The sequence below is a fragment of the Crocosphaera watsonii WH 8501 genome (genome assembly GCF_000167195.1).
Lineage (GTDB): Bacteria > Cyanobacteriota > Cyanobacteriia > Cyanobacteriales > Microcystaceae > Crocosphaera > Crocosphaera watsonii.
In genome coordinates, this window is sequence record NZ_AADV02000043.1 from 1 (window position 1) to 24,007 (window position 24,007).

The following is a 24,007-nucleotide window of genomic DNA, read 5'->3' on the forward strand; positions in this document are numbered from 1 at the left end:
TCCTATTCCATTGGGGTTTTTAGGCCTTTGGGGTTTGCCGCCTAGTTAGGGTCTTTCCTTGTTTTCCAGGCCCCGTTTATGCTTTGGAATTTGGATTTCCGCTCTGATTTCCGGATCCCGGCTAAGGTAAAAGGTTTCCAAAAAGGGAATTTAATAAGTAATATTTTAACAATTGGCCAACAATTCTCTCCGCGGTTAGGAATTAATCACCAGATTGGCCGGAGTTATAGTATCCTTAACGCCTTAGGGGAATTGGGCAACTCGGAACCTTAGAGGAAATGCTTGCAAGGATAACTTAAGTGTCTAATTCCCGAAGGTTTCTATCCAGAAGGAGAAAGCCTTCCGGGAACCAGTAGATTCCGTTAGGAAAATTTAGAAATATGGAGGATTAATCCAACTTGGGCCTTCCTGGGAAATCGGAGTAAAGGCCAGAAAAATGGTCTAGAGACTTTCAAAAAAGTTAAGGACCACCACCAGTCAATTTGGAAGAATAAGACCCAGAGTGTTCCTCAAAGAATTGTAAGTTTAACTCAACGGCATATTCGTCCAATAGTGAGGGGAAAAGCAGGAAAACCAATAGAGTTTGGAGCTAAACTCTCAGTAAGCTGTGTAGATAACTATGTGTTTCTAGACAAAATAAGTTGGGAAAACTTCAATGAATCTTGTCATTTTAAAGAACAAGTAGAAAAGTATAAAGAAACGTTTGGCTATTATCCCGAATCCGTCCATGTAGATAAAATTTATCGAACTAGGGAAAACAGAAATTGGTGTAAGGAAAGAGGGATAAGAATCAGTGGTCCGAAGTTAGGAAGACCTCCGAAAAATGTCAGTGAAGAAGAAAAGAAACAAGCCCACTCCGATGAATGCTTCCGTAATGCTATTGAGGGAAAGTTTGGACAAGCTAAACGAAGATTTAGCATAAATCTCGTGATGACAAAACTCCCTGAAACCTCCATTACATCTATTGCTATTACATTTTTAGTTGTCAATCTTTCTAAACTTCTGAGGCAGTTTTTGTCGCTTTTTTTGTCCTTATTTACTAATAATAGAACAGGGGAACTCATCAAACCGCCTTTCATTAATTTTGATTATACTTTAAACAATTTTTATGTACTAAAACTTATTGATTTGTCAGAAAATTCTTGGTCAAAAGTGGCATAAATTTTGGAGAAACTTTTTCAGCAAACCCTAATTATTAGTTGAACTAATTCACAAAAACCATCGCTTTCTGATAAATTCGTTATGTAGCCAGGTTGATGTTCGAGTCTGTCTAGATACTTAGCTATATTCGCTACCCCAACGTTCATAGGAAACAAGTTTTTGTCAAATAAACTTTCATCATTAGGACTATCCCCAACTGTCATGATTTCTGAGTAAGATAACTCTGGAAAATAAGTTTCTTTGAGAGTTGTTAGTCCATTAGCTTTATTTTGGTTAAGGGGTTTAAGATGTCCTTGAATATGACTATATGTAAACCCGGATTTCTCACAAATTAATTTGAAAGCCCAATCCAGAGATGAAAAATGATAATTTTTAGGACTAATAGAAATTTTGAATATAGATGAATAAAAAAATTGACTTTGATTATCCAAAAATTGAGTTTAAGAGGGAATAATTATATTAACTTTTGATTTTCTCCACGATAAATAAGACTAAATGAAAGTATCAGTCAGTCAACAACTTATGATAGATATCTTTTTTAAAAAACAACTTATTCTACTTATCCAGTATTAGGAATAGTTTTAATTCTTTTGTTAGCAATAGACAAAATATCTTGATAAGGACAAGCACTAGCTATAGCGATAATAATTCTTCTACAACTAATCTTTATTCTGGCTCCCAACTTAAGAAGATTTAGACGTATTCTTCCCACAGTTGCTTTAGCCAATGAAGTTTTTTTTAAACAGTGTTGACGAAAAGCATTTATGAGAACATAAGCCCAGGAATGTATCCATAATCTTAGTTGATTACTTTGAAATGTTTGAGTTGAAGTTCTATCAGCTAACAAGTCTAATTGTTGTTCTTTAATCCGATTTTCCATCTCGCCTCTCGGACAGTATTTTTTTGTATAAAGTTTTGAGGGTGGAATTTTTGAAGCGGGCAAAGATGTCACCACATGGCGCATTTTTAAGCCATCACTTCCATAACAAACTTTTGTCACTACTCTCCTTTGACAACTCCATGACTTTTCTGTTTGATAACGAATAGAGCGATACCAAGTAGAAATTGGTACTAATTTTTTAACTTCTTCTAAATCTTCTTTTTTCTGAAATAAACTATCCATTAATTCAGTTATTGGAGCTAGTTTTTTTTCATATTCATGTTTGGCTTTTTCAATTACATCATCCGCTCGTAACTTAAGAACGCCATTTGTTCCCATAGCTATAACATAATCAACTAAAGGCTGATTTTCACAAAAATAGAAGATTTCTTCACGGGCATAGGCACTATCACCCCTAACTAGGATATGAGTCTCTGACCATTTTTCTCTAATTAGTCCGATAATTCTTTGTAATTCGTCTAAGGCTCCATCGGCTGGATCTACATTAGATGAACGAAGTTTAGCAACTAATAAATGATGCCCACAGAAAATATATAAAGGAGCATAACATACTCCGTGATAATAACTATTAAAAAATGCCCCTTCTTGATTACCATGTACTTGGTCATCCGTGACATCCATATCTAATATAATACTTAAGGGAGGTTTTTTATAAGACTCTAAAAAAAATTCGACAAAAGATTTTTCAATGGCTTCAAAGTTGGGTTCTATTTTATGATAACGACTCGTTTTTTGGTCGAGAATAGTCTCAGGACAATATTCCAATCTATTAATTGTACTTTTTCCAGCTAACCATCCCTTTTTATCTTCAAGTTCATTAAGCTTTTCTAAAGCGATCTTAAGGGCAGGATCGTGACGTAATTTATCATGGTCATTGACATCTTCATAGCCTAAAATAATTCCATAAAGCCTTTGTGCTAATAACTCATGAACGGAATGATCTACATAAGATTGATGACGATGATCTTGAAAACAGTTACCAAACTTCTCGGTAATTCCCAGTTTTTTATCCAACTCAGCTATCCAGACAATCCCCGCATCTGAAGTGATTAGTCCCCCATCAAAATTAGCGATTATTTCTTTTCCTTTCTGTTTACTAAAGTTGATTACTTGACGAGGGTTTCGGGGATGACTGGGACTCATTAAATCAGTTTAAGGTAAATTGCTTTAATAATTAAATTATAGCATATTTTATTCTAACAATCTAGTACTATTAGAGATTTTATTAATAATTTTTTTGGAAAAATGAGTGATTGATTTATCTTTTCATCTTTGTCTAATTCGGGTTGATTTTAACTTAAAATCTGACAACAGACTGTTGGTTGGGGAAATCTGCGATCGCTCTGTTCAAACCCACTTCCTGTAAGGCTTCTGTGTTTGGCGATCGCAGATTTTGTGAGAAATTCGGGTAAACTTTTTTCAGCAGAAAAAGGTGCGCCAGCCAAACTATTTAGAATGGCATTAGGGACATTAATTATTAAGGAAAAATTAGGAACAAGTGATAGAGAAACTATAGAACAGATTAGAGAAAATCCCTATCTACAATACTTTATAGGTTTAAATTGTTATCAACAAGAGCCACCACTGGAATCTTCAATACTAGTTCATTTTAGGAAAAGAATTGATGGAGAATTGATAAACAAAATCAATAAAAAAATAGTAAAAAGAGAAATAGATAAGAGTGATAAAGAAGTAAAAAAAAAGGATTTTCTCCAAGAAAAAGGAGAAAAAATAAAAAATAAAGGTAAACTAATTTTAAATGCGACTTGTGCGCCAGCAGACATCAAATACCCAACGGATTTAGGCATATTAAATCAAGCCAGAATTGAGACAGAAAGAATAATAGATAATCTTTATAAACCATTAAGAGTAAAATTGAGAAAAAAGCCGAGAACTTCTAGAAAAATTGCTAGAAAGGAATACTTAAAAGTAGCTAAAAAACGAAAAGTATCTTATCAAGAAAGAAGAAAAGCTATCGGGAAACAGTTAAAATACCTTAAGAAAAATTTAGGAAATATAGAAGACTTAATTCAAGCTGGGGCTTCCCTGGAAAATCTGAGTAAAAGACAGAAAAATTGTCTAGAGACTATCAAAAAGTTTATGAACAACAACAGTCAATGTGGGAGAATAAGACCCAGAGTGTTCCTCAAAGAATTGTAAGTTTAACTCAACCGCATATTCGTCCAATAGTGAGGGGAAAAGCAGGAAAACTTCAATGAATCTTGTCATTTTAAAGAACAAGTAGAAAAGTATAAAGAAACGTTTGGCTATTATCCCGAATCCGTCCATGTAGATAAAATTTATCGAACTAGGGAAAACAGAAATTGGTGTAAGGAAAGAGGGATAAGAATCAGTGGTCCGAAGTTAGGAAGACCTCCGAAAAATGTCAGTGAAGAAGAAAAGAAACAAGCCCACTCCGATGAATGCTTCCGTAATGCTATTGAGGGAAAGTTTGGACAAGCTAAACGAAGATTTAGCCTAAATCTCGTGATGACAAAACTCCCTGAAACCTCCATTACATCTATTGCTATTACATTTTTAGTTGTCAATCTTTCTAAACTTCTGAGGCAGTTTTTGTCGCTTTTTTTGTCCTTATTTACTAATAATAGAACAGGGGAACTCATCAAACCGCCTTTCATTAATTTTGATTATACTTTAAACAATTTTTGTGTACTAAAACTTATTGATTTGTCAGAAAATTCTTGGTCAAAAGTGGCATAAATTTTGGAGAAACTTTTTCAGCAAACCCTAATTAAATCATAATGAGTTGATGCCGGGGTAACAATTAGGAGTTTCGCATTGACAAAAGAGCGTAAATATGCAGATGATGTTTTCAGGTGATCGCTAATGAAGGAGAAAAATCATAAGACTTCGGAGTAAACCATCAACAGCCCAATGTAATCTAGATCAATATACATACTTCTTGCTCTCAGAGCCAAAATACACAGGTTGCTGCCGTTTAGCTGAGATTTTAGAAATTTCTCGTCATAGCACCAATAGATTCTTACTAAGAGAGCAATATGAACCAATAGATTTATTTAGAGAAGTTCAAGGAAACCTTAATTTGATTGGAGGAGTGTTAAGTGGGGATGATACCGTTATTGAAAAACACTACTCTCAAGTAGGAAAAGCTCATTTAATCAACTATTATTGGTCAGGAAAACATCAAAAAGCCATCAAAGGAATTAACTTAATTACTTTGTATTATACTGACTATGATGGAAAATCAATGCCTATTAATTATCGCCTTTATGATCCTCTAGATAATAAAACAAAAAATGATTACTTAAGAGAGATGATCGTAGAAGTAATCAAGTGGGGGGTAAAACCTTCTACTATAACGACAGAATGTTGGTATTCTTCTAAAGAGAATTTAAGATTTTTTAGAGACAAAGAACTGAATTTTCAAGTAGGAATAGCCAAAAATAGACAAGTAAAAGTAGAAGGAGGTAAATATCAAAGAGTAGAGGAGTTGGAAATTCCTAATAATGGATTGATAGTAATTATCAAAAAATTCGGAAAAGTAAAAATATTTAAGAGGACTTTTAAACACGGAAGTTGTCGTTATTATGCTACTTTTCTATATGATGAATCTAAACTTATGGATTGGAAGCGCGATGATTTTAGAGAGTTACAAACTATTCATTGGGGAATAGAATGCTATCATAGAGCTTTAAAACAATTGTGTGGATTATCTAAGTTTCAAGTAAGAACGAAAAAAGCTATTGTTACTCATATTTTCTGTTCTTTAAGAGCATTTTGTCAATTGGAACTGATGAGAATTAAAGCAACTATAGAGTCTTGGTATTCTCTCCAAAGAGAGCTTTCTTTAAAAGTGGCACGGGAGTTTATTTTAGAACAATTATCTCCCACTAATTCTTTGACAGCATAATTTTTATTTTCTGTCAATGCGAAACTTCTAATAATTTTGATTGTGATTCCGAGGGAACTATGGATTGTTATCAAGAAACATTTTTGTGGTAGGCAATTATTTTCAACGTTATCATAGGTTCATCGAAGGGAATTAAACCATTTTCCTACAGATTCAAACCTTTCAGCATTTCGTTGACGACTTAGTTGATATTCTTCGTAAGCGGTATTAATACGGGCAGTAATTTGATGGGCTAAAGGATGTTGGGTGCGATCGGGATGCCACGATCGCAATAATTTTTTATAAGCTTGTTCGACTTTATTGGCAGGGGAAAATGCGGTAATTCCTAACACTTTCCACCAAGATGAAGCAGGATCAAGCCAAATGGGGTCAACCACTAACAAACTATCCCAAAGTATTAATTTAACTTTTTCCCAAGGCATTCCATAACAACTATAATAAATTTTTTTGAGTTGAGTTAACCCTAAAATATCTGCACTTTGTTGATGCCATTCTCTAAAGGCACAAAGTTTATCCCATTGCCAAAAGGTATGGTATTCTTCTGCCAAGGATTCTAACACCATTTTGACTGGGTTTGGTGGTTCTGGTAACTGCAATAAGTTGGATAATTCGGGAGAAAATTCCTGAGAGAAAGGATAATCTACCCATTCCCAATAATTAAACCCTGGTTGTCCTAAACGTTGACGATAAAAAGAAAACCAACCCATTTCCCAAACAGAGGCTAAGGGGCTTGCTAAGGGGTAAAATTGACCTTTCAGAGAGGTTTGAGGGCTATCTTCTAAAACACAGGTTAAGGGGGTGAGTAAAGGGGTTGCTAAGGGGTAAAATTGTCCCTTGAGAGAGGTTTGAGGGCTATCTTCTAATAAACAGGTTAAGGGAGTGAGTAAAGGGGTTGCTAAGGGGTAAAATTGGCCTTTGAGATAATTTCGGGGAATATCCTCCAATAAACACGCGATCGGTTTATGTTGACCCCTTAAAATGGGAGGAGAAGACTTGTGACGTTTTGCTGTGGATAGTATCAAAGAAACTGCGAGCAACGTCGCCCCACAAATTAATAAATCAGACAAAAAATCACTAATAAAAGCCATCACACCCATAATTCAACCCCAAAAAAACTTAATGATCTATAAGCAATCAGTAATGACATATAAGGAGCGAGAATATATCAGAAAATAATAGCATTATGTCCCTAATAATAAGTCATTCTAGGGCTTGGAAACTATGTTTTACAGAAGTCGAAGCATAGTTGAGGACAGTCACTTTTCCTTAAACCTAGATACAAAGGTAGTCTAACTTCTAACTTCTGACTTCTGCTATACTCTGCTCCTGATTGTCTCACAACTGAAACCTGATTTCCACAGTTACCAACTCAATAATGGTTGTAACCCATGTTTAACAGATGCCCCTCCTATTTGTTCCATCTTAGTGACTGTAATTTGATTTCTTCCCCAAGAGAAATTAGTGTGCCATTGTTCAAACTCTAATAAAATGGCTTCAGCAAAACAAGCAAACATTTGACGAGAAGGAACGTCCATATTGACAGTTTCCATAATCTTCCAGTCAATATCTAGAGAATGTTCTACAACTCCTCCTTTGAGAATATGGACATCAGGATGTTTAATTTTTGTGTCTAAATTCTTGGGATAACCACCATCAACAATTAAACAGGGTTTTTTGAGGGTTTCAGGATTAATTTCTACTCCTTTGGGCATACTTGCTACCCAAACGATAACATCTGCTTCGGGCAAAGCTTCTTCTAATCCCATGATTTTACCCCGTCCCAACTCGTCTTGGAGTCGTTGTAATCGTTCTTGATTGCGAGCAATTAAGAGTAGTTCCTGGGTATCGGTTTTTCTATCTAACCAACGACAAACCGCACTACCAATGTCTCCAGTGGCTCCACAAACCGCAACAGTGGCCCGGGATAGGTCGATACCTAGTTTAGCCGATGCCTGTTCTACTTGACGGGCAATTATATAAGCGGTGTGGGTATTACCAGTGGTGAAGCGATCGAACTCTAAGGAGACGTTGCGAACCTGTCTATTACCTTTGAGGTTGAATTCTTCAAAAATAATCGAAGAAAAGCCCCCCAATGCTGTGATATTAAGGTCATTTTTCTGCGCAAAGGCCATTGCATTTAATATTTTGCGAATTGCTGCTTTAATCCGTCGCTTCATCAGCATTTCTGGTAAAAAAGCGGATTCTATATACTTCCCTTCGATGGTTTGTCCTGTGATGCTGGTAACATGAAACTGCTCGACGAATTGGGGTGGAGCAGAACACCACAAATCAAGTCCCTGAGTGGCGTACGGGCCATAGCCAAAGGCATCAGCAACGGAGTGGGCATGTTCTAAACTTGTAAGATGACCAATTAAACCAAACATAGATTATTCTATATGATAATTAGGCGGAAAAGAGACTATATTATAGGAAAAAGTTAAGACTCTTAACAATAGTACCGTAATCTTTGCTTATTGATCAGGTTTCGAGAGCATTCCCCTAGTCCCTGATTTATAGAACAAAACCTCACAAGTAGATACAATGAGGACGATTGTTCCTCTTTACCTTGAGTCTGATATAATTGAACCATTGGGAATTTTTTAAGAGATGCTACTAGGTTTTAAAACTAAGCTAAAACTCAATAATCGACAAAAAACCATCATGGCTAAACACGCGGGTTATAGCCGTTAGGTTTTTAATTGGGGGCTAAAAGCTTGGAGTGTGACCTATAAAGAGGGATTAAAACCTACAGCTAATAAACTTAAAAAATTCTACACTAATTATGTCAAACCACATTATATTTGGCAATCACAATTATCTTCAAGAGTTTATCAATATGCCTTTGTTGATTTAGATAACGCTACCGTGTTAGCTTGTGGACAGAGGAGGACTGGACGCGCCACCTGTGGGCGCGTATTGAAGTCCGTTGCCGCCGACGGTTCTGGACGAAGCAGGAAGTAAACCTCAATGTGTCATATTATGTCGCGTTGTATCAGTTTTATGTAGCAGCAGATAGCCTTTATGATATGGGTGAGATTTATAAACATTGCTGGTTTGAAATCTAAAAAAATACTGAACTTAAGGAAGGTATCGAAAATTCTGATCTAGCTTTTTAGGGTATCACATCAATTTTTTGAAGTCTTTTTAGGTTTTATCTATGGCTAAGAATAGTATTTTACGTTGGTTTCCCCCTTGTGTCAGTCTTGGGCTATTTGCTTTATCCTTGTGGACGATACAACACAACTTACAGCATTATCAAGCTGAAAATTTTTGGGGCAGTTTATCCCAGATACCCCCTAGTCATATTATTTTGGCGATCGCCTTGATGGCAGTCAACTATTTAATCATGACAGGATATGAATGTTTAGGATTAGCTTATATTCGTCAGTCCCTTCCTTACAAGAAAAAAGCCTTAGTTGGTATTATTTGTTCTGGGATTAGTAATAGTGTGGGATTTGCGGTTTTAAGTAGTTGTATGATTCGTTATCGTTTCTATTCTACTTGGGGATTTTCTGTGGTCAAAATTGCCCAAATCTCTGCTTTTTGTAATTTCTCATTTTGTTTAGGTTTATTTGTAGTCGGTAGTATAATTTTCCTGAAAGAGCCTTTAGCAATTCCCCAATTAATAGATTTTCCTTTTCTTTCGGTGCGTCCCATCGGAATTATTTTTTTAGTTGTTATTCTAGCCTATTTATTTCTTACGGTTATTCGTCAAAAGCCTTTAATTATTGGTGAGTGGATTATTCCCCATCTTCCTTTTAAATTAGCAGCCGGTCAATTGATTGTTTCTGCTCTAGATTGGTGTTTAGCTGCGGCGGTTTTTTATACCCTTTTACATCATTCTGTTGCAATATCTTATTCTGCCTTTTTCGGAATTTATATGTTAGCACAAGTTGCCGGACTAGCCAGTAATATTCCGGGAGGTTTGGGGGTTTTTGAAACAGTGATGATATTATTATTAGCTCCCTTTATTGCTTCAGAGGATTTACTCGGAACCTTATTGATTTATCGTGGCATTTATTATTTTATGCCTTTAACTGTGGCTTCTTTACTCTTAGGTAAATATGAATGGAATCATTTTTTTCACAAGAAACAGTCAGTGATTAACAATCAATAATCATTAATTAGTAATTATTCTATGACTATAAATATGGTTTACTTACTAAGTAAAATCAACATACTTATCATCATAGTAATTAATAGTTTAAGTATTTATAAGTAATTCCATTGAGGTTATTTCTTGATACTTATATAGAGTCAGTTTAGTAATTTTACTACGTCTTTATATTGAGATGTCTGCTCTATTTGAATTTCAGGGCAGTGAGACTATTCTCCCCGCCGCAGTACCTGAACCTTCTAGTGCGATCGCCGTAATCTTAACTGGTGTTTCTGTTTTATTAACGAAGGGTAAAAAAAATTAGACTCCATTAGGTTTATCCTCTACAAAAATAAACTGGTAAATCAAGAATTTTTCTAACTGATCAAACACCCAACCCCCCTATATTCGCATAATCGGGAATATAGGGGGTTGTTTTTCATCGAAAATATAGCACTACAAAAAATAGTTAGGACACATAAACTTTTTTGAAAGGGAACAGGGAACGGGGAACAGGCAACAGAGAGGAGAAAAACGTAAAACACCATAATGGGTAGTGCTATCTGGATAGAACACGAATACTATTTTGTAACAATTTATTTCCTTACTTTAACAGAAGTAACTAATTAATTAGATAAGTAGATATAATCTAAATTTTTTATTGTTTTTATTAAAAGAGTTAAAGTTGAATATTATATTGTTGATTTATATTGAAGATAACTACAAAAAAACAACTTTAATATAGAATATTATCTAATAATTACTAATAGTTTCAATTTTGTTTCTTGCTAGATTTAAATATAAAAAAATCAGCTATCTAAGATAGCATTTTGAAAGGTAATGTTATAAGAGAAGGGTGAGTATTGGTGAATTATTAACTCAAAATTATGTTAAAAGTTAAACAAATGATTCCTTGGGTTGCAATACCCTTTAGTTTTGCTGTGGTTTCTTCTGCTGAGGCAGTTACAGTTAACTTTGGGAGTCCTGGTGAAACTCCTTCTTATAACACTAGACTAAATAATGTTGCAAGTATACAGGTTCCTGGTGATCTTAATAACGTTATTAATGAGCTTAATGTCAGTATTGAGAGCCTTGTAATTTGTATTAGTGATCCTATTATTTGTTCTACACCTGATAACCAACTGACTCAAAACAAAGTTCTTGAAACCTATAATATTGATTTTCTGTTTGGCAGCTTTAACAGCATTTTTGGACCTGGTGCCACTAACAATGCTGGTTGTGTTGAACAAGATCCAGACACCCCAATGTTCATAGCTCCAGTGAATCGGCTATGTTTCTGGGAAAATACAACAAAAGCTGAGTTAGCCCAGACAGCAATCGATTCAGCAATTAATAACCAATCAGGTAATCCTATTGCGAACATTGCGGCCCCTCGAGTACCACAGATAACTTTCCCTCCATTTCCCCCAACTCCCCCTAATATAGGGTTTGCTGAATAAAAGCAAAACCCTATTCTTTAAAAGGTTACACCCATATTCGCGATCGCAAAAAAGATCAGCTTTGTCGGCTACAAACCGCTATAATTGGTAGAAACACCTCCCAGTTGTTGGTCAAGAACAAATGTATCGAAAAGAGGAGCAACCTTTACCGCCCCCAGAAAAATTTGAATTACCTTTCGAGGGCAAATTGTCCCCCAATAATCGTTGGGTAATCATGGCAGAGTTGATACCTTGGGATGATTTTGAGGAAGAATATGCTAAACTTTTTTCAGCAGAAAAAGGTGCGCCAGCCAAACTATTTAGAATGGCATTAGGGACATTAATTATTAAGGAAAAATTAGGAACAAGTGATAGAGAAACTATAGAAAAGATTAGAGAAAATCCCTATCTACAATACTTTATAGGTTTAAATTGTTATCAACAAGAGCCACCACTGGAATCTTCAATGCTAGTTCATTTTAGGAAAAGAATTGATGGAGAATTGATAAACAAAATCAATAAAAAAATAGTAAAAAGAGAAATAGACAAGAGTGATAAAGAAGTAAAAAAAAAGGATTGTCTCCAATAAAAAGGAGAAAAAATAAAAAATAAAGGTAAACTAATTTTAGATGCGACTTGTGCGCCAGCAGACATCAAATACCCAACGGATTTAGGCATATTAAATCAAGCCAGAATTGAGACAGAAAGAATAATAGATGATCTTTATAAACCATTAAGAGTAAAATTGAGAAAAAAGCCGAGAACTTCTAGAAAAATTGCTAGAAAGGAATACTTAAAAGTAGCTAAAAAACGAAAAGTATCTTATCAAGAAAGAAGAAAAGCTATCGGGAAACAGTTAAAATACCTTAAGAAAAATTTAGGAAATATAGAAGACTTAATTCAAGCTGGGGCTTCCCTGGAAAATCTGAGTAAAAGACAGAAAAATTGTCTAGAGACTATCAAAAAAGTTTATGAACAACAACAGTCAATGTGGGAGAATAAGACCCAGAGTGTTCCTCAAAGAATTGTAAGTTTAACTCAACCGCATATTCGTCCAATAGTGAGGGGAAAAGCAGGAAAACCAATAGAGTTTGGAGCTAAACTCTCAGTAAGCTGTGTAGATAACTATGTGTTTCTAGACAAAATAAGTTTGGAAAACTTCAATGAATCTTGTCATTTAAAAGAACAAGTAGAAAAGTATAAAGAAACGTTTGGCTATTATCCCGAATCCGTCCATGTAGATAAAATTTATCGAACTAGGGAAAACAGAAATTGGTGTAAGGAAAGAGGGATAAGAATCAGTGGTCCGAAGTTAGGAAGACCTCCGAAAAATGTCAGTGAAGAAGAAAAGAAACAAGCCCACTCCGATGAATGCTTCCGTAATGCTATTGAGGGAAAGTTTGGACAAGCTAAACGAAGATTTAGCCTAAATCTCGTGATGACAAAACTCCCTGAAACCTCCATTACATCTATTGCTATTACATTTTTAGTTGTCAATCTTTCTAAACTTCTGAGGCAGTTTTTGTCGCTTTTTTTGTCCTTATTTACTAATAATAGAACAGGGGAACTCATTAAACTGCCTTTCATTAATTTTGATTATACTTTAAACAATTTTTGTGTACTGAAACTTATTGATTTGTCAGAAAATTCTTGGTCAAAAGTGGCATAAATTTTGGAGAAACTTTTTCAGCAAACCCTAGTTAATTATCCGGCACAGAATGAGTATCTGATTCCCACAGGTTTTGATAATGATCCCAATCTTTCTTATCTACGTAGCTCAAACGAGACTAATAATACCTGGGAACGAAATACAACTCCTGATCTGGAGCTAACCATCCCCCGGATATATGCTCTATTTGAATTTCAAGGCAGTGAGACTATCACTCCCCCAGATCCCCCTAACCCCCCTGGAGTACCTGAATCTTCTAGTGCGATCGCCGTAATTTTAACTGGGGTTTCTATTTTATTAACGAAGGGTAAAAAAAATTGACCTAAAATGGTGGGTCAAGGCACAAGGCAAAACTTATTTTGTTTTCATTAAAACCAACCCTGCGCTCACCCACCCTACGAGGTTTAACGAAGTCAGAAGTCAGAAGTCAGAAGTTCCTCACTACGTTCCGGCACTATCGTACAGAAGTTGTTTTTGAAACAGAGATTTATGCTCCGCTTCAAAAACTATGCGCCTTAAAAGGCGGGGTTTTAGACCCAACTATTTTCGATAAATTTTTCTGATCACCATAACTACGGGACAACAATTTTATCTTTTTCTGCCAAGTAATTTTAATCCACCCCCTGTTGTTACAAACAAGACCAAAGCGACTATGGAATTAGGCTCAGGAACAGATGGTGACAATCCTAATTCCTCACGTCTTTGCTCTCGGATCTCTTCAGAGGTTGGTTTATTGAACTCTGGAAGAGATCCTTCTGGTGGAGGGTTGAGGTTGAAAATTTTGGTTAAAGGAATCAGAAAAGTCTGATTGTCGCTGGAAGGATTGTCGTCACCTTGATCATTTTTACCGTGAGGATCTCCTCCAGGCCCCCAGGACATTCTTACAGTTCCTTTAACGTTTCTAGTTCCCAGTTGTGTGTCTACAAATCCTGGAAAAGGAAACAAATCATCAACAAACTTAGAACCTTGTTCTTCAGCTAACACAGATAAATCAGAGATATTGATCACGTTGTTACTGATAGTTGTGTACTCATTGATCATGTACTCCATCTTGGCTCCATTGGTACGAGCCGTGGCAAAAATCTTTAATCCGTCAATTTTCTCACAGGGAATATTCGTAAAATTAGGGGTTGTTGACGTTCTTTGATTATTGCCTTCACTTTTGCTCAAAGTTAGAGTTACGTTGCCATTATTGGGATCACAAGCTAACTCGAAGTCTACTTCCTCATTATTTGTCCATACCCACTCTTCTTGTTTTTGCTCCTGATTTTGTCCGCTAAATACTGCGAGTTCCCAATCCGAGGCCACCGTACCTCCACCTCGTGTTTGAGCCTTGAAGTTGGGACCCCCCTGAACTTTATTCCCCTCCTGCAATAGCTCATATCTCACAGTAAGTTGCGGCTTAACAGACTCATCCATGCCGTTTTGGGAGAAGAAACTCTCAAGACCATGAAAACCAATAGGAGTGAATTCCAAAATTTCAGTTGCTTCCAAGGTAATAGATAAATTGGGGTCATCATTGACTGGATCACTATCAAGATTATTATTCAAAATCTCTGCAATCACCTGATTAAGACCAATCCCTCCGTAATTATTCTCAAGGTTATCTTGTGCTTCATCGCTATTAGCTTGAATGTTCCCATTAAAAAGAATTAAGTTGTTACGTTGGGGCCGGCTATTTGTATCAATAGCTTGACCTTCACTCCAAGATTGAGAATTTACAACTTGATAGGCATTGATATTATCTATTCTCGGTAAATCTGGCAAAAATCGTCCATTTTGACCGAATTGTGGGGGATTATTGTCGTTAGGATTGTCCGGATCAGTTTTGGTGTGGGTCAAGGTCACAAAAGCATCAACATTGCCCAGAATAATACCAGGATCACCAAGATCCGTCCTAATGCCATTGATATCATTAATAATATCGGTCAAGTTCCAATTAATAAAACTGGCTTCTTCGATAATTAGTGGCAGACTGGGTGGCAGAATGGGCGGATCATTAGGATAGCTTGGATCGTATGTACTGCCCACTTGAATGAAATTTGAGAATCCGTTGGTGTCACCACTCCCAGTGGTATCAGAATAGTTATCTGCACCAGCAGTTATCGTTGACTGAAAGAAGGTTTGCGCTGCCACTGGTTTAATGTTGAAAACTGTCAAACCGAAGACAGCGCTGGTTACGGCTAGTTTTAAAGATGAGATGAGAGTTGACATTTTTCTATAGGTTTTTTTATAAGGTATGGTCAGGATATCAATTTAGTTTGCCAAAAAAGTTATGAGAACTTTTTGGGATGCTCTGTTCTGAGCATTTGTAAAGCTATTCAGATTTCGCCACATAAACTATATTTTTGCGAGGGAGCTTAATTTCTGCTTAACATGGACAATAGACGGGTTAGGAGGATTTTTGTTGTTGTCACCACTTTCCGAAATGTTAGAGGAGCAGATCAAACCGCTTCCCAATGAACCTGGGGTCTATTTAATGCGAGATCATCAAGGAGATATTCTCTACATTGGTAAGTCTAAACGGTTGCGATCGCGGGTTCGTTCTTATTTTCAGCCTTGCCAAAACCATAGTCCTCGCATCACTTTGATGGTGCAACAGGTGGCTAACATCGAGTTCATTGTCACGGATACTGAGGCTGAGGCTTTGGCCTTGGAAGCTAATCTAATTAAGCGGCATCAACCTTATTTTAATGTTTTACTCAAAGATGACAAAAAATATCCTTATGTTTGTATTACCTGGTCTGAAAATTATCCCCGAATTTTCATCACTCGCAAACGACGTTTAAATCATCAACGCGATCGCTATTACGGTCCTTATGTCGATACTCATTTACTACGGCAAACCTTACGGTTGGTTAAACGGGTTTTTCCCCTCCGTCAACGCCCCCAACCTTTATTTAAAGACCGTCCTTGTTTAAACTATGATATTGGTCGTTGTCCTGGGGTCTGTCAAGGGTTAATTTCTACTGAAGACTATCATAAAATTGTGGAAAAAATTGCCATGATTTTTCAAGGAAGAACTGAGGAATTATTACAAAAACTATCGGCACAAATGGAGTTAGCAGCTAGTCAGTTAAATTTTGAGAAAGCTGCTCAAGTTCGGGATCAAATTAAAGCCATTCAAGGGTTAGGAATTGATCAAAAAGTTACTTTGCCAGATGATACCATTTCACGGGATGCCATTGCTCTAGCTGCTGATAATACTTACACCTGTATTCAATTATTCCAAATTCGTGCAGGCCGTTTGGTGGGAAGGTTAGGCTTTTTTGCTGATACGGTTTCGGGAACCCCAGAAGGTATTTTACAACGGGTATTAGAGGAACATTATCTACAAGTTAATCCTGTGGAAATACCCAGTGAAATTTTAGTACAGTACCCACTCCCCGAAACGGATATTTTAGCTGATTGGCTAGGCTCACAAAAAGGCAAAAAAGTCAATATTATTGTTCCTCAAAAGAAACAAAAAGCAGAGTTAATTCGTTTAGTAGAACGCAACGCAGGATATGAACTAGAAAAAACTAAACGTCATGCTCAACAAAATTTATTGGCATTAGAAGATTTAGCAAAATTATTAGATTTACAGACTATTCCCCATCGCATTGAAGGATACGATATTTCCCATATTCAAGGGTCAAATGCTGTTGCTTCCCAAGTAGTTTTTATTGATGGGGTTCCGGCTAAACAATCCTATCGTCATTATAAAATAAAAAATCCCGATATTACTATCGGTCATTCCGATGATTTTGCCAGTTTAGCAGAAGTATTAGGTCGTCGTTTTCGTTCTTATAAAAATAAATCTGAAACGGAGTTACTGGGGTTAGATGATTATCCAAATTTAATTATGATCGATGGGGGAAAAGGTCAACTTTCTTCGGTAATAAATATTTTAGAAACAATGAATCTTTTCCCTGGCTTAAAAGTGATTAGTTTGGCTAAAAAAAGAGAAGAAATTTTCTTACCAGGAGAGTCTAAACCCTTGGCTACTCACCCGGAACAACCAGGGGTTCAGTTATTAAGAAGAGTGCGAGATGAGGCACATAGATTTGCCGTAACTTTTCATCGTCAACAACGGTTAAAAAAAAGCCGTCATTCCCGTTTAGACGACATTCCAGGGTTAGGTTTTAATAGACAAAAGCAACTTCTTGCCCATTTTCATTCTATCGATTATATTCGGGAGGCTTCTCTTGAGAAATTACAAGAAGTATCGGGAATTGGTCAAGCATTAGCAACAGAAATATATAATTATTTTCACCCTAATTAGGCTTGAATGAGAAACCCCAAATTCTAAGCTTGGGGTCCCTCGACATTAGTAAAAACTAGCTTTTCCGTTGTTTTTTGGATAGTTTTCTCTTGAAGAATGTACCAAACCCTAAAGCAGTGGCACTTCCGAGTATTGTTAGAGGTTCAGGAATAGTTGCACCACCTTTGACTTGAAACGCCAGTCTTGAGTTATTGGGAGGTGAACCTATCCATGATAAATTTGCATTCCCTGTTAAAGTAAAATCTCCCTCAATATCACTAATGAGCAGGTAGTTAACAGTATCACCATCACTTGAACCCACAGAACCACCATAGCTGACACTTCCTTTGTCATCCAAAATTGTCAGATCACTCAACTCAACACTATCTCCTTCATTATTGGAGCGAGTTCTAAAATATAAAGTATCAAGTCTATTAGGAAAGCGAGAAGCTTCGGTTACATTTGTTGAACTGATGACTTGTCCACCCAATGTATAGGTTAGAGTTCCACCAGAGGCAGCTTGATATTGAATGGTAAAAGGTACTAGTGCAGCTTAGCGAAAGTAATCCACCAGATTTTTACAGAAACTTTCGTGACTAGCCACGACAATGTGTTTCAATGAAACTAACGGAAGAATCTCGAAGTTGATGTCCATGATAAAAGCATTGCCAATTAACCTCTCCAACCTACAGAAAACAGTACTCCAACAAATAGTGAGAGGGACAACAAACCCCTATCGCCTTGTTAGACGAGCCAAGCTAATCTTAGCCGCAGCATCAGGAGAGAGCAATAGTTCGATTAGTCGAAGATTAGAATTAGACCGAGTACAAGTGCGTCAGTGGTGATCGCGATGGTTTGAGGAGAGAGAAAAACTGAGTGCCGCCGAAGAACAACAGGTAACGGAGAAAGCATTAATGGTCTTGATCAAAGGAATTTTAAGCGATCGCCCAAGACCTGGAACAACAAAATCCTTTACGGTCGAACAAGTAGTCCAGATTGTAGCGATCGCTTGTGAAGAATGTGAAAAATCAGACAGACCAGTGAGCCATTGGACACCTTCAGAGTTGGCGGATGAAGCCATAAAAAGAGGAATTGTCGAAAAGATTTCCCCCCGTAGTGTGGGGCGTTTTTTAAAAAGAAGCGACATTACAACCACATCTCGTTCGTTACTGGTTAAATGCCAAAATTGATGATCCCTTAAAATTTAAAAAGCAAGTCAAATATATCTGTGAACTTCATCAAGAAGCTAAAACTTTGTTAGAACAAGGAATTCATTTAATTAGTACAGATGAAATGACAGGGATTCAAGCTCTTGAGAGATTATTTCCGAACAAAAGAATCAAGCCTAAACAAGTAGAAAAAATCGAATTTGAATATGAAAGACACGGAACTTTAAGCTTGATTGCGAACTGGGATGTGGCAAGAGGAAAAGTTGTTAGTCCCTCTATTGGACCGACAAGAACAGAACAAGATTTTTCTGAACATATCCAGAGAACGATTAAGATTGATGAAAAAGCAGAATGGATTTTTATTGTAGATCAACTCAACACTCATAAATCGGAAAGCTTAGTCAAATTAGTAGCAGAAAGCTGTGGAATTACTATTGATTTGGGGAGAAAAGGAAAGGAGGGGATTTTGCAATCTATGGACAGCAGAGCAGATTTTTTATCAGATGAATCTCATCGAATTCGCTTTGTTTATATTCCCAAACATACATCGTGGCTTAATCAAATTGAGTGTTGGTTTTCGATCTTAGTCAGGCGTTTACTCAAAAGAATTACTGTCCGTTCAACTGAAGAACTATCCCAAAAAATTCTCAATTTTATTGATTACTTTAATCAACATTTTGCTAAGCCGTTCGTTTGGAAATTTAAGGGCTTTAAAGATCATAAGTGACTGGTGGATTATTTTTGCTAAGCTGCACTAGTTATGATGGTCCAGATTCCGCTGGATTACGAGCAAAAAATCTCAGCAGTGGGTCTGTTGAAATCAAGATTGACGAAGACACCAGCAAGGATTCCGAAGTCGATCATACCACAGAGGAAATCGGTTTATTGGCCATAGAAGCAACAGGTACCTTAGAAGGGTCTGAGAATACTGATGCTTTAACTGGTTTAGTGGTGAACCAAGCAGGAACCGTTAATAACGACACTTTTATTGTGGGAGATGCGCAAAAATCATTTTATGATAGCTACGGACAACAAGATTATCTGGAAATCTCTGGTTTTAGTTCCTCCCAAGACCTTATTCAACTATACGGAGCAGTGGGTGATTACTCCGTCGGTGTTTCCCCTTATGATAGTAACGATCAAGGAATCTTTTTAGAAGTTGCTGGGATGAAAGATGAGTTAGTAGCCATTGTTAAAAATAGCAATAACTTGGATTTAAACAGTAATGACTTTGTCTTTGTCTAATTATTAAATCTCATTTATCTTTATAATATTAATCTTTTTTTATCATCATTTTGCCCCGCTCACCTGCTTTATCCTAAATTATTCATCCTCTTTGACTGGGGCAAGACTAAAAAAAGCAGCAATGTTTAGACTTTCCTCGTTCATATCCACCTGTAAAACCCTAACTAAAAATCCTTGCTCAGCAAAAATATCTAGACTTAATTGATCACTAATCCCTGCTAGTAATATGTTGGCAAATCTTGGGGAAAGCTTTCTGTCATTAATAATTGCACTGAGATCCGTTAATTTAATTTTTTTTCCTTGTTCTATTTCAAACCCCACTTCTGCGGCGATCGCTAATTGGGTAGGGGCTTCCCCTTCTTCTCCATTTTGTTCTAATTCTATTTCTAAAGCTAGGCGATTTTTCTCCATAAAATTGATCTTTAATTTTATGATATTAAAACTTGGTGCTTCTGGAGGTAGAATCGTATCAAGCAGTGCTTGTAATTGTTTTCTAATGCTATCAGATTCTAGAGCAAAATTGAGATCATTTTCCTTGATAACTAGGCGAATACCTCCTTGAAAAGGTTTATTTAAAGAAGATTGAATGCTTTCCAGACCGCTTAAATTTTGTATTTTATTAATATTTATATCAAGAGGATCGGTTTCTACTTCCAGGGTATCTATCCTTAAATCATCAATAATTTCTACTCCACGACTAGCGATGCGGATGCGATCAACTTTTCCGGCTACGGTTTGATAACTGGGGGTATTATCAACCCTAACAGCTAATGCTTCGACACTTTTGACTTGGGAACGTAACTGCCCAGCAACCACACTATCAACCACGACTCCTAAAGGAGAAATGATGGTGATTAAACCCGACAAAAAAATAGTCAAAACTTCCATAAAAACAGCTAATTCGATTCATTTTTCTTGAAGGTAACACAAAATTATTGGAATTATCCACAATTTTTTAACAATCAATAAGGGTAAAAAAGCAAATTTGGGAAGATCCCCAATCACTCGTCTAAAATCCACTCGGAACTTTTGTCCCCTAAGTCTAAGGGAATACTCACTGCTTTCCCTAGACGGGGACTTTCTTTTGTGGTTTCTAAATAGTTAATAATTTGTTCTTGACTACCCCAAGCTGTCAAATAATTGGCGATCGCATTCAAATGTTCAAAATATTGCTGTTCAGTCATAGGAAAAGAAGCCTGTTCAAGATATTTCCACATAACTTGACAGAAAATCCTTCCTTTAAACTTTCTTAACTGTATATCGTAGGATCTGCCCCATTTACTGTACAAAATTTCGTGTAAGTCTTGTCCGGTCATACTGGTTTTCTCTCTTCAATGTTGAACTTTCTCTCATTGGTTATAACAAAAAGCTTATCTTGCATTCACAAGTACATTAGTCTGTAAATGTCAAACAATTAAACTATTTAGCAATTATTATTTACATTTAAGCAACTTAGGGGTTATGCTGTCGGATACAAAGGGGTGAATTTAATCGACAACTAGAGTATAAATGTGAATGGTACGGCAAAGAATTAGTTAAAATTGACCGCTATTTTCCTAGCAGTAAACGCTGTGGTAATTGTGGTCACATAGTCGATTTAAAATATTCAGGAGAGAATTACAACTATGGTTTTTTCTAAAAATGGACAAGTGATCGATGGCTCTGGTCAATCTATTGTGATTTTAGACACAGGAATTGACTTAGATCATCCTTTTTTTGGACCAGATCAAAACAATGATGGAATTTCAGATCGCATTGCTACCCAGTCTGATTTTGCTTCAAAACCATATAACGGCAATCCCGAAAACAATGATGATGATGATGCTAGTGATACTAACGGTCACGGGAGTCATGTAGCCAGTATTGCTGCTTCAAGTGATCCGAATTATCCAGGAATAGCTCCTGGTGCTGATATTATTGTCCTGAAAATTTTTGATAGTAACAATTCAGGGAATTTTTTGGATATAGAACAAGCTTTACAGTGGGTGCTTGCCAATTATCAAGAATACAATATTGCCAGTGTCAATATGTCCCTCAGCACTGGAGGCAACCATGTAAACCCCACCAATTTTGGGATTATTGGAGATGAATTACAACAATTAGCTGCGGCGAATGTTATTCCCGTTTCTGCGGCCGGTAATACTGGAAAATTTGGTGTATCCTATCCAGCAGCCAACCCTTACTCTTTAGCTGTTTCTTCCATAGATGATTACACTAATAGAAAAATCTCTTCTTTTTCTCAGCATCATCCCGATTTAACCGATGTCTTTGCCGACGGACAAGGTATTCGAGCCGCCAATCAAAATGGTGGAACAACGGTTAAATCAGGAACAAGTATGGCTGCTCCTGTGGTGAGTGGAGCGATCGCCGTAGCACAACAATTGGCTGAACAAGAGTTAGGCAGAAGATTAACTTTTGATGAAATTAAGACTTTACTCGCACAAGGGGATGATCTTCTCGCTCCGACTAAATACGAGGACGACTACCAAGGAAAAGTATTAAACATCGACAACTTAGGGAATGCTATCCTCGCTATGGCTCCCTCAAAACCTCCTCAACCTCCTTTTAGTGGAGTCATTGCTCAAGTCGGTCGAATCTCAGATTTAAACCATAACAATCAAACCACTCTTCTTGATCATACTTTCACCGACCCAGTTATCTTTGCTCACACTCTATCCTTTAATAATGGTGATCCCTCCATCCCTAGAATTACCGATATTCAAGGCGGTGAGTTTTCACTGAAACTTCAAGAACCAGAGAACCTTGATGGCACTCATATTAACGAAAGCTTAAGTTTCTTAGCCCTTGAGAAAGGCATTTGGGAACTGTCTGACGGCACTATCATCGAAGTGGGTACTACCACTACCGATGCTACCACTAAATCCGGTTGGGAAAGTATTACCTTTAACCATGATTTTGCCAATACTCCTATAGTCTTAACCCAAGTACAAACCTATAACGATCCTAGTTTTGTGCGAACTCGTCAGAATAATATTAGCAAAAATGGATTTGAGGTTGCCTTAGAAGAGCAAGAACTTAATCTTAACAATACTCGTGGCAGTGAAACCATTGCTTGGATGGCTATCTCTTCAGGGACAGGTGAGTGGGATGGCAACGCTTTTGTGGCAGGTAATACGGGGGAGCAAGTCACCGATAACTGGCATACAATTGACTTTGGTAATACCTTTAACAACCTGCCTCAATTGTTCGGAAATATTGCTAGTTATGATGGTCCAGACTCTGCCGGATTGCTCTATCAGAATCTAAGTAATGACACAGTTGAAATCAAGATTGAGGAAGATACCAGTCTCGATGACGAAACCGTTCATACCACAGAGAACATCGGTTTCTTGGCTATTGAGGGGACAGGAACCTTAACGGGAGAGACTTACATAGGGTTTGCTGAAAAAGTTTCTCCAAAATTTATGCCACTTTTGACCAAGAATTTTCTGACAAATCAATAAGTTTTAGTACATAAAAATTGTTTAAAGTATAATCAAAATTAATGAAAGGCGGTTTGACGAGTTCCCCTGTTCCATTATTAGTAAATAAGGACAAAAAAAGCGACAAAAACTGCCTCAGAAGTTTAGAAAGATTGACAACTAAAAATGTAATAGCAATAGATGTAATGGAGGTTTCAGGGAGTTTTGTCATCACGAGATTTAGGCTAAATCTTCGTTTAGCTTGTCCAAACTTTCCCTCAATAGCATTACGGAAGCATTCATCGGAGTGGGCTTGTTTCTTTTCTTCTTCACTGACATTTTTCGGAGGTCTTCCTAACTTCGGACCACTGATTCTTATCCCTCTTTCCTTACACCAATTTCTGTTTTCCCTAGTTCGATAAATTTTATCTACATGGACGGATTCGGGATAATAGCCAAACGTTTCTTTATACTTTTCTACTTGTTCTTTTAAATGACAAGATTCATTGAAGTTTTCCCAACTTATTTTGTCTAGAAACACATAGTTATCTACACAGCTTACTGAGAGTTTAGCTCCAAACTCTATTGGTTTTCCTGCTTTTCCCCTCACTATTGGACGAATATGCGGTTGAGTTAAACTTACAATTCTTTGAGGAACACTCTGGGTCTTATTCTCCCACATTGACTGTTGTTGTTCATAAACTTTTTTGATAGTCTCTAGACAATTTTTCTGTCTTTTACTCAGATTTTCCAGGGAGCCCCAGCTGATT

The 24,007-nt window shown here is 36.8% G+C and carries 18 protein-coding genes and 7 pseudogenes; 15 read left to right on the forward strand and 10 right to left on the reverse strand.

The window, feature by feature from the left end; all coding sequences use genetic code 11:
• Positions 1–402: 402 nt before the first annotated feature.
• Positions 403–1,161, forward strand: a pseudogene (locus tag CWATDRAFT_RS17590) (transposase); the annotation flags it as partial.
• Positions 1,162–1,178: 17 nt separating this feature from the next.
• Here CWATDRAFT_RS17590 and CWATDRAFT_RS17595 read toward each other — a convergent pair.
• Both CWATDRAFT_RS17595 and CWATDRAFT_RS17600 read right to left on the reverse strand, forming a co-directional pair.
• The gene (locus CWATDRAFT_RS17595) at positions 1,179–1,592 is read right to left on the reverse strand and encodes an HAD hydrolase family protein (protein ID WP_007306318.1); all 414 of its coding nucleotides are present in this window, start codon (positions 1,590–1,592) and stop codon (positions 1,179–1,181) included.
• A 128-nt stretch (positions 1,593–1,720) separates the two neighbouring features.
• Entirely contained in the window at positions 1,721–3,205 is a 1,485-nt protein-coding gene (locus tag CWATDRAFT_RS17600) for an IS1380-like element ISCwa5 family transposase (RefSeq protein WP_007306317.1), read from the reverse strand.
• A gap of 264 nt (positions 3,206–3,469) precedes the next feature.
• On the opposite strand from CWATDRAFT_RS17600, the pseudogene CWATDRAFT_RS35990 reads away from it, so the two are divergent.
• Positions 3,470–4,783, forward strand: a pseudogene (locus CWATDRAFT_RS35990) (transposase); the annotation flags it as partial.
• Between the two features lie 142 nt (positions 4,784–4,925).
• Complete coding sequence (locus CWATDRAFT_RS17610; protein WP_071905614.1) at positions 4,926–5,954, forward strand: IS701 family transposase; 1,029 nt, start codon at positions 4,926–4,928, stop codon at positions 5,952–5,954.
• Between the two features lie 119 nt (positions 5,955–6,073).
• Here the strand turns inward: CWATDRAFT_RS17610 and CWATDRAFT_RS17615 are convergent, their stop codons facing one another.
• Entirely contained in the window at positions 6,074–7,042 is a 969-nt protein-coding gene (locus tag CWATDRAFT_RS17615) for a J domain-containing protein (RefSeq protein WP_232287133.1), read from the reverse strand.
• A gap of 273 nt (positions 7,043–7,315) precedes the next feature.
• Complete coding sequence (locus CWATDRAFT_RS17620; RefSeq protein WP_007306315.1) at positions 7,316–8,338, reverse strand: long-chain acyl-[acyl-carrier-protein] reductase; 1,023 nt, start codon at positions 8,336–8,338, stop codon at positions 7,316–7,318.
• Between the two features lie 337 nt (positions 8,339–8,675).
• Between CWATDRAFT_RS17620 and CWATDRAFT_RS38655 the strand changes: the two genes are divergently transcribed.
• The 6 genes and pseudogenes from CWATDRAFT_RS38655 (at position 8,676) to CWATDRAFT_RS17650 (ending at position 13,479) form a co-directional block, all read left to right on the forward strand.
• The gene (locus tag CWATDRAFT_RS38655) at positions 8,676–8,915 is read left to right on the forward strand and encodes a hypothetical protein (RefSeq protein ID WP_042711775.1); all 240 of its coding nucleotides are present in this window, start codon (positions 8,676–8,678) and stop codon (positions 8,913–8,915) included.
• Between the two features lie 196 nt (positions 8,916–9,111).
• The gene (locus CWATDRAFT_RS17630) at positions 9,112–10,071 is read left to right on the forward strand and encodes a lysylphosphatidylglycerol synthase domain-containing protein (protein WP_007306300.1); all 960 of its coding nucleotides are present in this window, start codon (positions 9,112–9,114) and stop codon (positions 10,069–10,071) included.
• A gap of 175 nt (positions 10,072–10,246) precedes the next feature.
• Complete coding sequence (locus tag CWATDRAFT_RS37350) at positions 10,247–10,375, forward strand: PEP-CTERM sorting domain-containing protein (RefSeq protein WP_007311498.1); 129 nt, start codon at positions 10,247–10,249, stop codon at positions 10,373–10,375.
• A 562-nt stretch (positions 10,376–10,937) separates the two neighbouring features.
• Entirely contained in the window at positions 10,938–11,510 is a 573-nt protein-coding gene (locus tag CWATDRAFT_RS17635) for a hypothetical protein (protein ID WP_007306301.1), read from the forward strand.
• A 121-nt stretch (positions 11,511–11,631) separates the two neighbouring features.
• Positions 11,632–13,158 (forward strand): annotated as a pseudogene (locus CWATDRAFT_RS36000) (IS5-like element ISCwa2 family transposase).
• A gap of 3 nt (positions 13,159–13,161) precedes the next feature.
• Positions 13,162–13,479 (forward strand): hypothetical protein, encoded by a 318-nt coding sequence (locus tag CWATDRAFT_RS17650; protein ID WP_042711777.1) that lies wholly within the window; start codon positions 13,162–13,164, stop codon positions 13,477–13,479.
• 267 nt (positions 13,480–13,746) lie between these two features.
• Here the strand turns inward: CWATDRAFT_RS17650 and CWATDRAFT_RS17655 are convergent, their stop codons facing one another.
• Entirely contained in the window at positions 13,747–15,372 is a 1,626-nt protein-coding gene (locus CWATDRAFT_RS17655; RefSeq protein ID WP_007306314.1) for a hypothetical protein, read from the reverse strand.
• Between the two features lie 214 nt (positions 15,373–15,586).
• On the opposite strand from CWATDRAFT_RS17655, the gene uvrC reads away from it, so the two are divergent.
• On the forward strand, positions 15,587–17,422 hold the full coding sequence (gene uvrC / locus CWATDRAFT_RS17660; protein WP_007306305.1) for an excinuclease ABC subunit UvrC: 1,836 nt from the start codon (positions 15,587–15,589) through the stop codon (positions 17,420–17,422).
• A 55-nt stretch (positions 17,423–17,477) separates the two neighbouring features.
• Here the strand turns inward: uvrC and CWATDRAFT_RS41400 are convergent, their stop codons facing one another.
• Together CWATDRAFT_RS41400 and CWATDRAFT_RS40020 are read right to left on the reverse strand one after the other, a co-directional pair.
• Positions 17,478–17,603 carry a PEP-CTERM sorting domain-containing protein gene (locus CWATDRAFT_RS41400; RefSeq protein ID WP_326997424.1) on the reverse strand — a complete coding sequence of 42 codons (126 nt, stop codon included), beginning with the start codon at positions 17,601–17,603 and terminating at the stop codon, positions 17,478–17,480.
• A pseudogene (locus tag CWATDRAFT_RS40020) lies at positions 17,592–17,936 on the reverse strand (choice-of-anchor W domain-containing protein); the annotation flags it as partial. The pseudogene CWATDRAFT_RS40020 and the gene CWATDRAFT_RS41400, both read right to left, overlap by 12 nt.
• Positions 17,937–18,009: 73 nt before the next feature.
• On the opposite strand from CWATDRAFT_RS40020, the pseudogene CWATDRAFT_RS17670 reads away from it, so the two are divergent.
• From CWATDRAFT_RS17670 to CWATDRAFT_RS17680, 3 genes and pseudogenes are all read left to right on the forward strand, one after another.
• Positions 18,010–18,591 (forward strand): annotated as a pseudogene (locus tag CWATDRAFT_RS17670) (helix-turn-helix domain-containing protein).
• Between the two features lie 64 nt (positions 18,592–18,655).
• Positions 18,656–19,297, forward strand: a complete 642-nt coding sequence (locus CWATDRAFT_RS17675; RefSeq protein ID WP_007303151.1) for a transposase — start codon at positions 18,656–18,658, stop codon at positions 19,295–19,297.
• Positions 19,294–19,815, forward strand: a complete 522-nt coding sequence (locus tag CWATDRAFT_RS17680) for a hypothetical protein (protein WP_042711779.1) — start codon at positions 19,294–19,296, stop codon at positions 19,813–19,815. The genes CWATDRAFT_RS17675 and CWATDRAFT_RS17680 overlap by 4 nt, the downstream gene beginning before the upstream one ends.
• Before the next feature lie 78 nt (positions 19,816–19,893).
• Here CWATDRAFT_RS17680 and CWATDRAFT_RS17685 read toward each other — a convergent pair whose 3' ends face one another.
• Together CWATDRAFT_RS17685 and CWATDRAFT_RS17690 are read right to left on the reverse strand one after the other, a co-directional pair.
• Entirely contained in the window at positions 19,894–20,703 is an 810-nt protein-coding gene (locus CWATDRAFT_RS17685) for an LmeA family phospholipid-binding protein (protein ID WP_007306312.1), read from the reverse strand.
• Between the two features lie 113 nt (positions 20,704–20,816).
• Complete coding sequence (locus CWATDRAFT_RS17690; protein ID WP_007306311.1) at positions 20,817–21,131, reverse strand: DUF3067 family protein; 315 nt, start codon at positions 21,129–21,131, stop codon at positions 20,817–20,819.
• Positions 21,132–21,295: 164 nt separating this feature from the next.
• Between CWATDRAFT_RS17690 and CWATDRAFT_RS34020 the strand changes: the two are divergent.
• Together CWATDRAFT_RS34020 and CWATDRAFT_RS17695 are read left to right on the forward strand one after the other, a co-directional pair.
• Positions 21,296–21,412, forward strand: a pseudogene (locus tag CWATDRAFT_RS34020) (zinc ribbon domain-containing protein); the annotation flags it as partial.
• Positions 21,413–21,440: 28 nt separating this feature from the next.
• A complete protein-coding gene (locus CWATDRAFT_RS17695) occupies positions 21,441–23,279 on the forward strand; it encodes a S8 family peptidase (protein ID WP_007306309.1) in 1,839 nt (612 codons plus the stop codon).
• Here CWATDRAFT_RS17695 and CWATDRAFT_RS17700 read toward each other — a convergent pair.
• Positions 23,239–24,007 (reverse strand): annotated as a pseudogene (locus CWATDRAFT_RS17700) (IS5-like element ISCwa2 family transposase); the annotation flags it as partial. The gene CWATDRAFT_RS17695 and the pseudogene CWATDRAFT_RS17700 overlap by 41 nt on opposite strands.